Here is a 12,698-nt window from a genome sequence, read left to right on the forward strand (position 1 = left end):
TTCCATCATCGCTGATTTCCTTATTTTGTGGTCCAGAAATCTCGCGCACCTCAGTTTGAAAATCGCTGCGAACGCGCACGACTACTGAGCACTAAGAACTGAGCACTTTACTACTCCGCTGGCCGCTGTCCGCCGAACACCGCCAGTTCCGCCATCTTCAAGAAGCAATCCACGTTTTCAAAACCGATGTCGCGCAGCCAGTCGCACTGGACTTCGAGCGGGGCGAGGATGTTCGCATCCTGGTCGGCGCGGGCGTAGTAGTCGCGGGCCACGGCGGCGCGGCTTTTCCGGGGCGACGACTTGAGCTCTTTGCCGAAGATCGCGTCGATCATGTAGTCGTCGAGTTTCGATTCGGTCCAGCGGATGGCGGAAGCGACGTGCTCGATATTGATGAAGATGCCTTCGGGGGTGAGCAGGTCGAAGATTTCGCGGTAGAGCGCCTGCTTGCGGGCATCGGGCAAATGATGGATGGCAAAGCCGGAGACAACGACGTCGAGCGGGGCGTGCGGAGCCACGCGGCGCACCCAGGCGGGTTGCGCAAAATCGGCCTCGAGGAATTCGAGACGGTGACTGTGGGCCTTCAGGTGCTGGCGGGCGCCCTCGAGCATCGGCTCGGAGAAATCGACCAGCACGCCGTGCGCTTCCGGGTGTTCCGCGAGGATGGCGTCGGCGAGCACGCCTTCACCGCAACCGAGATCGAGAAAAGTGCCGATACGCTCGCCGCGGGCGACGGTGATGAGCTGGAGCATGACTTCGATCTGCTCGATGGTGAGCGGGATCGCGCCGCGCACATTCTCCAGAAATTTTGCGACGAAATCGGGGTTCTGCCAGCTAGAGGGGTCTTCGGACACCGGGGTGGTGGTTAAGATAGGCGGGCTTGGGCGCATGCAAAAAGAAAAAGGGACCGGCGAACCGGTCCCTTCTCTTAAGCAGCGATGATGCCGCGGCAACCTTAAGCTTCCATCGGGCCGGTGGTTCCACCGGTAAAGTCCTCGGCCATATGGATCGGCTTGTAACCGCCGATGGTCTTGAAATAGAGGAAGAGCAACAGGTAGATGACCGCCATGGTGGCTGGGATGTAGGAATCCGACATCAGCGTGTGGCGATTGCCAGTCTGGTCGGCGGTAACCACGGTTTGTTGCGCCGGGGTCTTTTCCTTGGCGTCTTTGGCTTCGCCGAGTTTCTTGCCGTCCAATCCATACGCGGCGGTGGACTCGATGTTCAGGAACTTGGAAGGCGCCGGGGCCTTGTATTCCTCGAAGAGGGCAGCGTCTTTGGCCTTCAATTCCTCACCGGCGAAGCGGTCATTCAGGTAACCGAGGCCAGGGCCGCCGACGAGACCGGCGGAAAGCATGCCGATGCCGCCCATGATGGACATGGCCACCGCGCCCGTCTGCGGGAAGCGATCACCGACGACGGCGAGCATGGTGGGCCAGAAGAAGGTCTTGCCGATGGCGTAGACGGCGAGGGCGGCGAAGGCCATGGTCATGGTGGTGATGCCACTGGTGAGGCGCAGACCGATGCAGGCGATGGTGGCGCAGATGCAGAGCAGCCCGACGGGCGAGATCTTGAGGGTGCGCTCGATGAAGTGCGCGCAGAAACGCAAGCTGAACATGATTGCCGAGGTCCAGATGAAGAGCTGCTTGCCCTGTTCCGGAGTGAAGAGATTGCCGGTGATGTTCTGGATCCAGCCGTCGGTTCCGAGTTCGACTGCGCCGACCAGCGCATGGGTGATGAAAAGGACGAGCAGCAGAACCGAACCGATCGAGAAGCGGCTGACGACCACGGCGACGAGCATGAGGAGGCTGCCGATGCTATTGCCGATGAGATCCCCGTGCCCTGTGGCCATGATGAACGGGAGACTGGCGAAAAACTTCGCGAGCAAGAAGCAGGCGACGGCGGAGCCGAGAATGCCCACGTCCTTGAACATTTCCACGAAGCTCGAGCCTTTCGCGGCGGCTTCGGATTTCGGGAAGCTCTGGCCGAAGAAGAGGATCGCGTAGATGGCGGTTGGCACGAGGTAAAGGGCGAGCTGGGCCTTCCACCCCCAGTGCATGCCATCGCCGAAAAACCACCCAGCGGCCGCGCCGAGGACCATACCTGCGGGCCAACTGGCGTGGAGGATATTCAGGTAGTGGGTGCGGTTTTTCGGGTAGAGCGTAGCGACCAGCGGATTGGCCACGGCTTCGAGCGTGCCGTTGGCGTAGGCAAAAATGAACATGCCCCACCAGAGGTAATTGTAGGCATTTGCCGGAGTGCTGGCGGCGAAAGTGACAAAGGCGGAAAGGATGTGTGCGAGGAAGGCGACCGCGACGAGTTTGCCGTAGCCGATCTTATCCACGACCAATCCACCGAGGATGATGCCGAAGCAGAAACCGGAGAAACCGGCACCGCCGATGGCCCCGAGTTGTGCGCCGGTAAAGCCGTAATCTTTGCCCCAGTTGGCGAAGATGCCGCCGCGGATGGCGAAGCCGACGCCGGCGGCGAGGATGGCGAGAAATCCAGCCCAGAGGAGCCGGCTGGCGTTGGGTGCGATGCCTTCAGTTTTTGCGGACATAATGGATGATGGGTCGGTTGGGGGTGAGGGTGGGGTGAGGGGATTAGAGTGACCAGGTGGGCAGCTTCACGATCTTGCCGCCGGCGAGGGCGGATTCGTGGGCGCAGAGGCCGACGCCGGTCCAGTTGGCGGACTGCTTCGCATTCGGGAAAGGATCGCGGTTGCTGACGAGAGCGTCGATCATTTCGTGGACGAGGTGCGGGTGGCTGCCGCCATGGCCGGCGCCTTGCACGAAGCTGCGGTGCGACTTTTTGCCGGTGCCTTTGCCGCCATAGACGCCGCCGGTGGTGTAGGCCTGGATGGGCTTGGGCAGGCGTTTGGCGAAATCGGGGGTCTTGATGAGCTTGGGGATCTTCGGCTCGGCAAGCTTGGCGGTATGCAGCACGAGCGGCTCGTGCTCGATGAGCGGCCACTCGACGCTCGCCTTGCTGCCGTAGACGTCGATCGACTCGCGATACTGCCGCGCGGTGTCGAAGAGGCTGCGGATGATGCGCGCGCTGACGTCGCTGCCGGCATACTTGATGTGTGCGGTCTCGACGGCGAAAGAGCTGCCGTAGTGTTTGATGAGTTCCTTGCGGACGGTGCCGGAGCCGAAGCAACTGACGTATTCCGCGGGCGCGCCGACGAGGCCGGAGACGGGGCCGACGCAGTGGGTGGCGTACCACATCGGGGGGAGGCCGGGCCAGTAGTTCGGCCAGCCATCCATGTCCTGCTGATGCGAGGCCTGGACGAACTGGAGCTTGCCGAGCTTGCCGGTGTCGAGCAGCTCTTTCATGAAGAGATACTCGCGGGCGTAGACGACGGTCTCGGCCATCATGTAATGGAGGCCGGTCTTTTTCACGAGGTCGACGAGCTGTTTGCACTCGGCGAGGTTGGTGGCCATGGGCACCGTGCAACTCACGTGCTTGCCGGCCTTGAGCGCGGCGATGGATTGCCAGCCGTGATCCGGGATGGGCGAATTGATGTGGACGAGATCGACCGCGGGGTCCTTCAGCAGGTCCTCAAATTTGGTGTAACGCTTCTCGATCCCGTAGGTGTCGCCCACCGCATTCAGCTTCTCCGGCGTACGCTGGCAGATCGCGTACATATTGGCGTTGGGGTGCCGCTGATAAATCGGGATAAACTCCGCGCCAAAGCCGAGCCCGACAATGGCGACGTTGATTTTCGTTGAGGGCATGAAATGGGGAAAAAGACACCGCGCTTTGGGGGCGAAGCGCGTCGCATAACAGCGGGGTGTTTCTGTGGTGTCAATGGGGAAATCAGTGCTGGCGGGCCTTCGCGGGCGATGGGTGATTTTCGAGGGAATCCCGGCTCGTCGCCATCCGACTTAGCCTTTGCCCTTCGCGGGTTCACGCTTCAGTCGGTACCCGTCGGCCCGGGCGCCGCGGCCTTGGGCGTATTCCACGAGGCCCACCCCCTTTTGCCAGACGATATTCGTGAAGTGGCCGGAGTTATGGGACCACTGATAAGTGCAGCGCTCGCCTTTCACGACGATGTTGGTTTCCGTCAGGCCTTCCGCGCTCTTGCGGGTGCCTTTGTTGATGCCCCGCACATAGTCCGACTCGAACGCGGGCGCTTTTGCTTCCGCGGCGAGCTTCTGGGCAGCGGCTTCGGGCTTCTCTTCGTTCAGCAACACGATCTCGTTATCGGTGGCGATGAAATAGACCGGACCGATTTCGCGCTTGGGGTCGGCGTGCGAGGCGATGTCCTCGAAGCTGATCTTGAAGATTGATCCCCACGGCGCCTGCGCGATGCGCGTGGTGACGACCCGCGCGCTGAGCGGAAGATCCTTGGGCCCGATATCGTCGTTCCATTCGGTGCCCTTGAACTTGGCGGACACCGGTTTGTCATCCGCGGCCGCGAGGAAGGGATTGGCGGCGGGAGCAGCGGCCGCAAAGGCGATGCAGCCGAGGAAAACGAGGAGTGAAGGGAGGCGATTCATCACCCCCGCTTTTACGGCGCGGGAGCGGTGGTTGGCGAGCCCGATGCGGTCTTGGCGACACCCTCAATCATGGGCAGGACAGCCCAGGAAGGCGTGGCATTTTTCACCACCATCTGCAGGTCGAGTTGCTTGCGGTGGCCATCGTCGTCGTAATAGATGGACTCGGTATTGTTCACGATGCCGATCACCGTGCCATGCTCGTCGAGCACCGGGCAGCCGCTGGAGCCCTTGGCGAAATCGGCGGTGATCGCCATGAATGCCTCCACACCGGCTTCTTTACGCCAGAGCGTGTGTCGCGCGACATAGCCCGTCGAGAGCAGGAAGAAACGGTTGTCAGGGTGGCTCATCACGAAGACGGGCGAACCGGTGGGCGCGGACTCGTGAGCGAGGGGCAGGGCGGGAAGATCGACGCCCTCAGGCAGATCAAGTTGCAGGATGGCAAGATCATTGATCGGCTCGTAGGCGAGCACTTCCCGAACCGGAAAGACACGGCCATCCCGTGTCAGCGCGCAGAAGCCGCGGGCCGTCTTGTCCAAGGCTACATGCAGACTGGTGAGGCAGACGCCGCCGGGTGCGATCACGAAACCACCGCCGGCCACGTTGAAAGTGACGTCGCTCTTCTTCTTCGATTCGCGGGAGAACTCCCCGAGCACGAGCGTGGCGGCCTCGGCGCGTGCGGCGATGGCTGGGCCCGCGAGCTTTTCGGTGGGTGCATTGGGGAGTTGCAGTCCGCAGATGCGGCGTTCGAAATGCAGGGGAGTGACGCGCTTGGCAGTGTAGAGCTTGCGGCTTTCCACCTCGAAGTAGAGTTCGATCTCGCGGTCGTCGAAGGGCTGGCCGGCCACTGGCGTGCGGGGCTGGAGCAGCTTCTCCGTAGCATGCGCCTTCGCTTTTTCGGCGGTGGAAGAGGCGGTCGATCGCGGGTTGGGAGCCGGTGTCTGGGCAACGACCGGGAGGGCTCCGAGGAAAGCGGTGCTGGTGATGAAAAGGACGGCGAACGACCGGGTCATGGCGGAATGGCTCGTTGATATAAGCGTGGAATGCGAATCTTGCTCGATAAAAAACCAGAACGCCGACCGTTTCCGGTCGGCGCTGTGGAGATTCTAGTGAAATCGCCGGGGAGGTTTCCCCCTTGAGGCGGCCCGGTCCGCCGTAAATGGTTACTGCTCGGGGAGCGGGGCGGCCTTGGGCTTGGAGTGGAACCAGCCGGCCTTCTTCGGCGCGGGCGGCACGCCCGGCTTCGGGTAATCGGCCGCGAGCTGGCGTTCGGAGGTGGGCACGAGGCGATGGGCGCCGCGGGCATTGTTCCGCCAGCCGTTCGGGTCGGCATATTCTTCGCCGCTGTGATGGATGCCGGTGACCTGGTCTTCCAACCCGGTGCCGTAGCCTTGCTTGATGATCGTCGGCGTTACAAAGATGAGCAGGTTGCGCTTGGTGCGGGTATTGAGGCGTTCCTGGAAGGCGTAGCCGAGGAGGGGGATATCGCCGAGGATCGGGACCTTGGTGCGGCCCTTCGTGACTTCATCCTGCAGCAGGCCGCCGATGGCCAGCGTATCGCCGCTCTTGATGAGCACGTTGGAATCGAGCGTGCGCTTGTCGATGACCGGGCTGGTGACCGTCGCGCCGCTGAAGGTGAAGGTGGCATCGGCCACCTTGTTGCTGATTTCCGGCTGCACGCTCATGGTGATGAAGTCATCCTTGTTGATCGAGGGCGTCACGATCAGCGTATTGCCGAACTCCTTGTCCTGGAACCCGCTGAACACGGCCTGCGCGGTTTGCTCGTTGAAGTTGAGCTGGGGCACCGGCTGGTTGCGGGTGATCTTGATGGTGGCCTTGGTATTGTTGGCCGTGACCACGCGAGGGTGGGCGAGGAACTCCGCGTCGGAGTCTTCATTCAAGAGGCGCAGGGTGGCCGACATCGAAGGGATGCTGAGAATCGCGAGCTGGCTGCCCAGCACGTCGCCGAAGTTACCCGCACTCGTCTTGCCATTGAGGAGGAAGTCGGCGGGAGACAGGACGCCATTGTTGGTCGTGACCGTGGGCGCGGTGCCAATCTGTGGGGCCTGAATCTGGATACCATTGGCATCCAACAGCGGGGTGGTCGTTTGGGTGGGCACGCCATTGACGACCGTGTTGGTGATCTGTTGCGCGTTGGCAAACGTCGTCGTCGCGAGAGTGGAACCGCCATAGCGGAAGGTCTGCGGGGTCGCCGAGCTGCCCAGGACGCCACCCCAGTTGATGCCGTAGCTTTGCTTCGGATTGGCGGTCACTTCCACGAGGCGTGCCTCGATCATGACTTGCTGGGTGGGCTTGTCGATGCTCTCGAGGAAGAGCTTGATCTTGTCGACGTTCGAGCGGTTTTCGCGATAGAAGATGGTGTTCGTGCGCTGGTCGAACTGCGGGGCGACGCCGCTCTGGAGCTGCGTCTGGAGCAGTGCCACGGCCTTTTCCGCCTGGGCATAGCTGAAGGTGTAGGCGCCGCTTTCCGTCGGCTCCTTGGCCTTCTCCTCGGGCGTCTTGATGTAGAACACGCCGCCCTTGCCCTGATCCATGACCAACCCCTTGGACTCGACGATGATCTCGATGGCTTCTTTCGGCGTCTTGTCCTCGATGCGCATGTTCACCGTGCCGGCACTGGCCGCGACCTTGTCGCTGACGACCATGTTGATCTTGGCCTGACGGGCCAGGGTGCGCAGCACGAGGTCGATCGGGTCACCTTGGAAATCATTGAGGCGAGCCGCCGTGGCGGGCAGGGCGCCGGCGGTGGTCGGCTGGGTTCCGGGGGCACCGGGAAGCGCATTTGGATCGTTCAGAGCGGGTGGAACGACCTGCTGGGCGCCACCGGCTGGGGACTGGATCGGCGGCTCGATAGGAGCGGGAGCGATAGCGGAAGAGGTGGGAGGAACGATGGGAGCCGGCGCGGGGGTCGCGGCAGCCGTGTCTTGCGCATAGGCGGAGCTCACTGAAAAAACAGCGGCTGCGCAGAGGGATGTGGAAAGTTTGGCCATGGTGTGAGCTTTCTGTTGGAAGGTTGGTGACTTCGATACAAGCACGACGCAGGCCACCCCCACTACGTAATCACTTTTTAAGATATTTATCGCAGTCCCGAGAAAAACCCACTCTCAGATGTGAAGAAATGAGAATGATTCTGAGACGGAAAGAACCTTTCGCGATAAAACTCACTATCTGCCGGCGACCACCGCGAAACCACGGACCGGCTCCTGAAGCACAGAGGTGGCCGACCCTCTCTAAGCCCCCCTTACCGCAGCAATAAAGCGCGCCATCTTCTCGTGGTCCTTGCGGCCTGGGGCCGCTTCCACCCCGCTGGCCACGTCCACCGCATAGGGCTGCGCCACACGAATGGCCTCAGCTACATTTTCCGGCTTCAGGCCTCCGGCCAGGACAATCTTCACCCCGGGAAAGCGCTGTGCCGCCTCTGCCGCGAGTGCGGGGTCGAGTTGCCGTCCGGTTCCGCCGTAGGCCGCACCGGCATCGGCATCGAGCAGGATGCTGGGCGTGGAGAAGCGGTCCAGATTGTCCAGCGAGGCGGAGTCGCGGATGCGCAGGGCTTTGATGAAAGGGCGTCCAGAGGCGGCAAATTGGGCGCAATAGCCCTCATCTTCATCCCCGTGGAACTGCACGAGATCGATGGCTGGGTGGGCGGCCACGTGGCGTGCTTCATCGAGCGACACGTTGACCAGCACGGCCACGCGGGTGACCAGTGGCGGCAGCCCGCGAATCCAGGAGAAGGCGCGGTCGAGATCGATATGGCGTTTCGATCCAGGCCAGAGATTGAACCCAAGGGCATCCGCGCCGAGATCCGTCGCGGCGCGGGCATCCTCTTCGTTGGTGATGCCGCAGATTTTGACGCGGACGCGCGCGGTGTTCATCACAAGAGGGAATCCCCGGGCTGGCTCTGGACGCCGGGGAAGTGCATATGCGGCATGGTCTCCACCAGTTGCACGATCCCGTGGTTCCATTTGGTCTGGATCTCGCGGAAGTAGGCGTCGCCCTCCTCGAGACGGCTGCGATACTTGACGTTCAAGGAATCGCTCTCGTAGGCGACGATATCGATCGGCGGCCCGACCGAGACGTTCGATTTCACCGTGGCCTCCATCGATAACATGCCGAAGGTCACGGCGTCGCGGAGCGTGGTGTCGAAGGTGAATCCGCGGTCGAGGATCGGTTTGCCATACTTGAACTCGCCGATCTGAAGAAACGGGGAAGTCGTGCTCGCCTGGAGCGTATTGCCCTGCGGATAAACGTAGTGGATCTCGTGTTTTTGACCCGCGATCTGGCCGCCGAGAAGCACATTGATATTGAAGCCGAATTTTGCGGCCTCCAGCGCCTCGCGATCCATTTTGTCCACGGCGCGGATCTTCGATCCCACATAGCGGGCCGTCTCGAAGAGCGTGCGCTGATTCATGAGATGGCTGTGATTGGGATCGGTTTTGGCCAGCGACAAGTCTTCCTCAATCAAGGCGTAGACCGTTTGCGTGACGGAAAGATTCCCGGACGTCATCAGGCAAATGACGCGGTCGCCCTTTTCCGCATAGACGCGCATCTTCGGCTGGACGGTAATATTGTCCACCCCGGCGCTGGTTCGCGAGTCGGAAATGAAGACAATTCCTTCGCGGCAAAGAAGGCTGAGGCAATAGGTCATAGGGGTAAGGATGAAAGATGAAGGAGGAAGGATGAAGGCGAAAGGGGAAAACCGCTCACGGGCTCGACTGGGATTTTCCGCCTTCAGCCTTCCTCCATCCGCCTTTCTTTGCGTAGCCTCCCCCGCGTGCGCGCCATTCTCCCTTTGTTGTTTCTCTTTTTGCTCCTGAATGTGTGCGCGCGGGCCGATGAGCAGGCGGACGAGGAGAAGCGGAAGCAGTTCCTGAAGGCGCGGGAGGAAATGAAGACCGTGCCGCTGACCCCCGCACCCGAGACGACGCCCAAGCCCAAGCCGAAGCCCGTGCGGCCGGCGGCGACGCCTCTTCCGGCGGCGACCCCGACGCCCGCGCCCAAGCCGCCCGAGCCGGAGGTTACGCCCCGGCCAAAACCAAAACCCAAGCCCGAGCCGGAGGCGACGCCGCGCCCGAGGCAGACGATGCTGTTCCCCGCGGGTCCCACGCCTGGACCCGCGCGTGCGACGGTCAGCGCGCCGGTGGTCATCGAAAAGTCCGGCTTCGAACAGCAGCGCAGCTACGAGCCGGCGCCGTCCGCCGGGTGGTTCGAGAAGTGGAAATATCTCACCAAGAGCGTGCGCAATGAGATCGATCGCGCGCCGGTGCTGTCCCGGCGCTGGCGCTACATCGTGGTCCACAACAGCGGCACGCGGCAGGGCAACGCCAAGGCCTTCGACTACTACCATCTGCACGTGCGCAAGATGCCGAACGGGCTGGCCTACCATTTCGTGATCGGCAACGGCACCTCGACCGGCGACGGCGAGATCGAGATCGGCAACCGCTGGAAGCGCCAGATCAATGGCGGCCACGTGCACAGCGACTATCTCAATAATATCGCGCTCGGCATCTGCCTCGTCGGCGATTTCAACCGCGACACGCCGACGAAGAAGCAGCTCGAGGCCTGCGAAGAACTCATCCGCTACCTGCGGCAGCGCGTGGGCAAGATCGACCGCCAGTGGGCGATTGTGAAGCCGCATCGCGAGATCAATCCGCCGCGCTGGCCGACGGATTGCCCGGGTGATCGTTTTCCGTATCGTTGGATTCATGGGCGTTTCGATCAGCCTGGGACGTAAGGGCAAGGATGAAGGATGAAGGAGGTGGCTCTCGGCGGGGAGATGCGGGATGTTGCGCGCCATGAACATTGGCCTCACCGGCGCTACTGGTTTTCTCGGGCGAAGGATCCTCGATATCGCGCTGCGCCGCGGACACGAGATCATCGCCTTCACGCGCCATCCGGAGCGGGGGATTCCAGGGTGCACGATGCGCGCCTTTTCGCTCGAGACGCCGCCGGATATTTCCGGCTGCGAGGCCTTGATTCATCTCGCGGGTGAACCGGTGGCGGGCCTGTGGACCCCGGCGAAGAAGCGCCGCATCGTCGAAACCCGCGTGCAGGGGACCCGCCGCGTGGTCGAGGCCATCGCCGCCGCCACGCAGAAGCCGGAGGTGCTGGTCAACGGTTCGGCTATTGGCTTCTACGGCAGTCGCGGGGAGGAAGAACTGACCGAGAACCTGCCGCCCGGCACTGGCTACCTGGCGGACACCGTGCAGGCCTGGGAAGCCGAAGCCAGCCGCGCCACGGACGCGCGGGTGGTCCTGCTGCGCACCTCGCTGGTGCTGGGCCGCGAGGCTGGCGCGCTGCCTTTGATGGCCATGCCCTTTCGCTTTGGCCTCGGGGCGCAAATGGGCGATGGCCGCCAATGGATGCCGTGGATCCATATTGAGGACATCGCCCGCCTCGCGCTCTTCGCGGTCGAGAACCTGGACATTCGTGGACCGATGAACGCCTCCGCCCCGTGGCCCGTGCGCAATGCCGACTTCACCCACATGCTCGCCCGCCAGCTCCATCGCCCGGCATTCTTTCGTGCGCCCGCGTTCGTGCTACGCACGCTCCTGGGCGACCTGTCTCATGAACTGCTCGACAGCAAACGCGTGCTCCCCGCCGTGGCCTGCGAACATGGCTTCGGATTCCAGTTCTCCGAACTGGAACCGGCGCTGAAAGACCTGCTCGGCTGATCCCGACAGTTTTTTCCCACCTTGATTACCTTGATTCGGCTTGATTCGAGCGAGGGCTGCCACCCCTTTGGGGTGAGCCGTTTCCGGCACCCTTTCCGGTGGTGTCGCTGCGCTCAACCACCGGCTCTGGGCGCTGGGATGCCTCCGGCATCGGGCAGGGAATGGAGCCATTTCACCAGGTGCGGGCTGCGTTCGCGGTGGCGAGGCGTTCATCGAGTTCCTCCCGAATGGCTTTGGGGAGCCGGGCGATCTTGCCATTGAGGGGTGGGATTATGCATATTTTGGTTGCGGTGGGATTAGGTGGGATCGATGGAATTTACTCTGGAAAGCGGGTGGGAGCGCAGGTGGGAGAAGGAGTGGGAGGGCACTGGGAGCTGGAGTGGGAGGGACTGGGAGCGGCGGTATTCCAACCGCCGGGTTTCGCACCAGCGAGGCCCCCGGAAAGGTGGCGCTGCGCGCGACTGGCTCGGTCGGTGGTTGGAAGGCGCCGCTCCCACTGGGCGCCATCCGAGGCGCGGGCGCGAGAGGGTTGGGCGGAGTCGGTCTTCACGCTCCTATGGAAACATAACTCGCCCTAAAAAGTGCCTTGCTCCATTGGCTCTGTTGGCTCCATTGCGGAAAATTTCACCCGGCGCGCCTCCGGCCGGGCGAAAACTTTCCCGGCGCGTGGGGACACGCGCCCTACACCTCCAGTGAGATTATTCGGCGCACCACGGTTCGCCGCCTTGCTCATCTTCCGCAATTCGCGACTACAGCTTAATGCGTGTGCGGGGCGGTTTGGTCGGCGGGAGTGGGTGTCGTGGGTGCGGGGGCGAGGACGCGGACTTCCATGCCCTCGGCGAAGGAGTCGGAGGGATTCGTGACCACGTGGTCAGTGGAGATGACGCCGGAGAGCACCTCGACGATGGGGCCGTAATCGCGGCCGATCTTGATTTTGCGAAGGCTGAGATGGTTATTCTCCACGACCGCGACTTGCGCCCCCTCGGAGCGGAAGATCACCGAGCTGGCCGGGAGCGCGAGCGCCGCCTCGGGGTGTGAATCCGTGAGACGCACAAGGCCGTAGCTGCCCGCGAGGATTTCACCCTTCGTGTTGTCGACCTCGAGTTCCACGAGCAGCGTACGCGTCGTGACGTCGAGCGCGCCCGCGGTGCGGACGACCTTGGCCTCGAACTTCTCGTCTGGAGCTTCCGGCAGGGTCAGTTCGGCGACCTGTCCGACGGTCGTAGTGCGGGCGTAGTTTTGCGGCACGTGGACGAAGACCCGCAGCTTGTCGGTCTGCGCAAGGCGGTAAAGTTCCTGTCCGGCGCCGGCGTTGACGAGCTGGCCGACGTCGAGGTTGCGCGCGGTGATGGTCCCGGCGAAGGGCGCGGTGACGTGGGCAAAGCCGGCCACCTCCGTGAGGCGCTCGACGTTGGCCTGGGCGGCTTGCATGGTCGCTTTCTTCAGTTCGAGATCGCCGGACTTTTCATCGGCTTCCTGTGAACTCACGGTCTTCGCTACGAGCATTTCG

11 protein-coding genes are annotated in these 12,698 nt (G+C 62.6%); 2 read left to right on the top strand and 9 right to left on the bottom strand.

What is annotated here, in order from left to right:
• Positions 1-110: 110 nt before the first annotated feature.
• The 8 genes from ABJF10_RS22935 to ABJF10_RS22970 form a co-directional block, all read right to left on the bottom strand.
• Positions 111-851, bottom strand: a complete 741-nt coding sequence (locus tag ABJF10_RS22935) for a methyltransferase domain-containing protein (RefSeq protein WP_348546945.1) — start codon at positions 849-851, stop codon at positions 111-113.
• Between the two features lie 101 nt (positions 852-952).
• Positions 953-2,557 (bottom strand): MFS transporter, encoded by a 1,605-nt coding sequence (locus ABJF10_RS22940; protein ID WP_348546946.1) that lies wholly within the window; start codon positions 2,555-2,557, stop codon positions 953-955.
• A 43-nt stretch (positions 2,558-2,600) separates the two neighbouring features.
• Complete coding sequence (locus ABJF10_RS22945) at positions 2,601-3,734, bottom strand: Gfo/Idh/MocA family oxidoreductase (RefSeq protein WP_348546947.1); 1,134 nt, start codon at positions 3,732-3,734, stop codon at positions 2,601-2,603.
• A gap of 150 nt (positions 3,735-3,884) precedes the next feature.
• The gene (locus ABJF10_RS22950; RefSeq protein WP_348546948.1) at positions 3,885-4,499 is read right to left on the bottom strand and encodes a hypothetical protein; all 615 of its coding nucleotides are present in this window, start codon (positions 4,497-4,499) and stop codon (positions 3,885-3,887) included.
• Between the two features lie 11 nt (positions 4,500-4,510).
• Positions 4,511-5,509: a serine protease gene (locus ABJF10_RS22955; RefSeq protein ID WP_348546949.1), complete on the bottom strand. Its 999-nt coding sequence runs from the start codon at positions 5,507-5,509 to the stop codon at positions 4,511-4,513.
• Positions 5,510-5,659: 150 nt separating this feature from the next.
• A complete protein-coding gene (locus ABJF10_RS22960; RefSeq protein ID WP_348546950.1) occupies positions 5,660-7,507 on the bottom strand; it encodes a hypothetical protein in 1,848 nt (615 codons plus the stop codon).
• Between the two features lie 240 nt (positions 7,508-7,747).
• Entirely contained in the window at positions 7,748-8,389 is a 642-nt protein-coding gene (locus ABJF10_RS22965; protein ID WP_348546951.1) for a phosphoribosylanthranilate isomerase, read from the bottom strand.
• Positions 8,389-9,162, bottom strand: coding sequence for a peptidase (locus ABJF10_RS22970; protein ID WP_348546952.1), 774 nt, complete (start codon positions 9,160-9,162; stop codon positions 8,389-8,391). Before ABJF10_RS22970 ends, ABJF10_RS22965 begins: the two co-directional genes overlap by 1 nt.
• 126 nt (positions 9,163-9,288) lie before the next feature.
• Between ABJF10_RS22970 and ABJF10_RS22975 the strand changes: the two genes are divergently transcribed.
• Positions 9,289-10,248, top strand: coding sequence for a peptidoglycan recognition family protein (locus ABJF10_RS22975; protein WP_348546953.1), 960 nt, complete (start codon positions 9,289-9,291; stop codon positions 10,246-10,248).
• Positions 10,249-10,309: 61 nt separating this feature from the next.
• Positions 10,310-11,188 (top strand): TIGR01777 family oxidoreductase, encoded by an 879-nt coding sequence (locus ABJF10_RS22980; RefSeq protein ID WP_348546954.1) that lies wholly within the window; start codon positions 10,310-10,312, stop codon positions 11,186-11,188.
• A gap of 756 nt (positions 11,189-11,944) precedes the next feature.
• Here the strand turns inward: ABJF10_RS22980 and ABJF10_RS22985 are convergent.
• Positions 11,945-12,698: efflux RND transporter periplasmic adaptor subunit (locus ABJF10_RS22985; protein ID WP_348546955.1), on the bottom strand; the 754-nt coding region annotated here is incomplete at its 5' end.

The organism is Chthoniobacter sp., from assembly GCF_040003245.1.
Classification (GTDB): Bacteria; Verrucomicrobiota; Verrucomicrobiia; order Chthoniobacterales; family Chthoniobacteraceae; genus Chthoniobacter.

Bases quoted from the DNA above. Each gene is read 5' to 3' on its own strand.
- ABJF10_RS22940 (WP_348546946.1), bottom strand. From the start codon at position 2,557: ATGTCCGCAAAAACTGAAGGCATCGCACCCAACGCCAGCCGGCTCCTC.
- ABJF10_RS22945 (WP_348546947.1), bottom strand. From the start codon at position 3,734: ATGCCCTCAACGAAAATCAACGTCGCCATTGTCGGGCTCGGCTTTGGC.
- ABJF10_RS22950 (WP_348546948.1), bottom strand. From the start codon at position 4,499: ATGAATCGCCTCCCTTCACTCCTCGTTTTCCTCGGCTGCATCGCCTTT.
- ABJF10_RS22955 (WP_348546949.1), bottom strand. From the start codon at position 5,509: ATGACCCGGTCGTTCGCCGTCCTTTTCATCACCAGCACCGCTTTCCTC.
- ABJF10_RS22960 (WP_348546950.1), bottom strand. From the start codon at position 7,507: ATGGCCAAACTTTCCACATCCCTCTGCGCAGCCGCTGTTTTTTCAGTG.
- ABJF10_RS22965 (WP_348546951.1), bottom strand. From the start codon at position 8,389: ATGAACACCGCGCGCGTCCGCGTCAAAATCTGCGGCATCACCAACGAA.
- ABJF10_RS22970 (WP_348546952.1), bottom strand. From the start codon at position 9,162: ATGACCTATTGCCTCAGCCTTCTTTGCCGCGAAGGAATTGTCTTCATT.
- ABJF10_RS22980 (WP_348546954.1), top strand. From the start codon at position 10,310: ATGAACATTGGCCTCACCGGCGCTACTGGTTTTCTCGGGCGAAGGATC.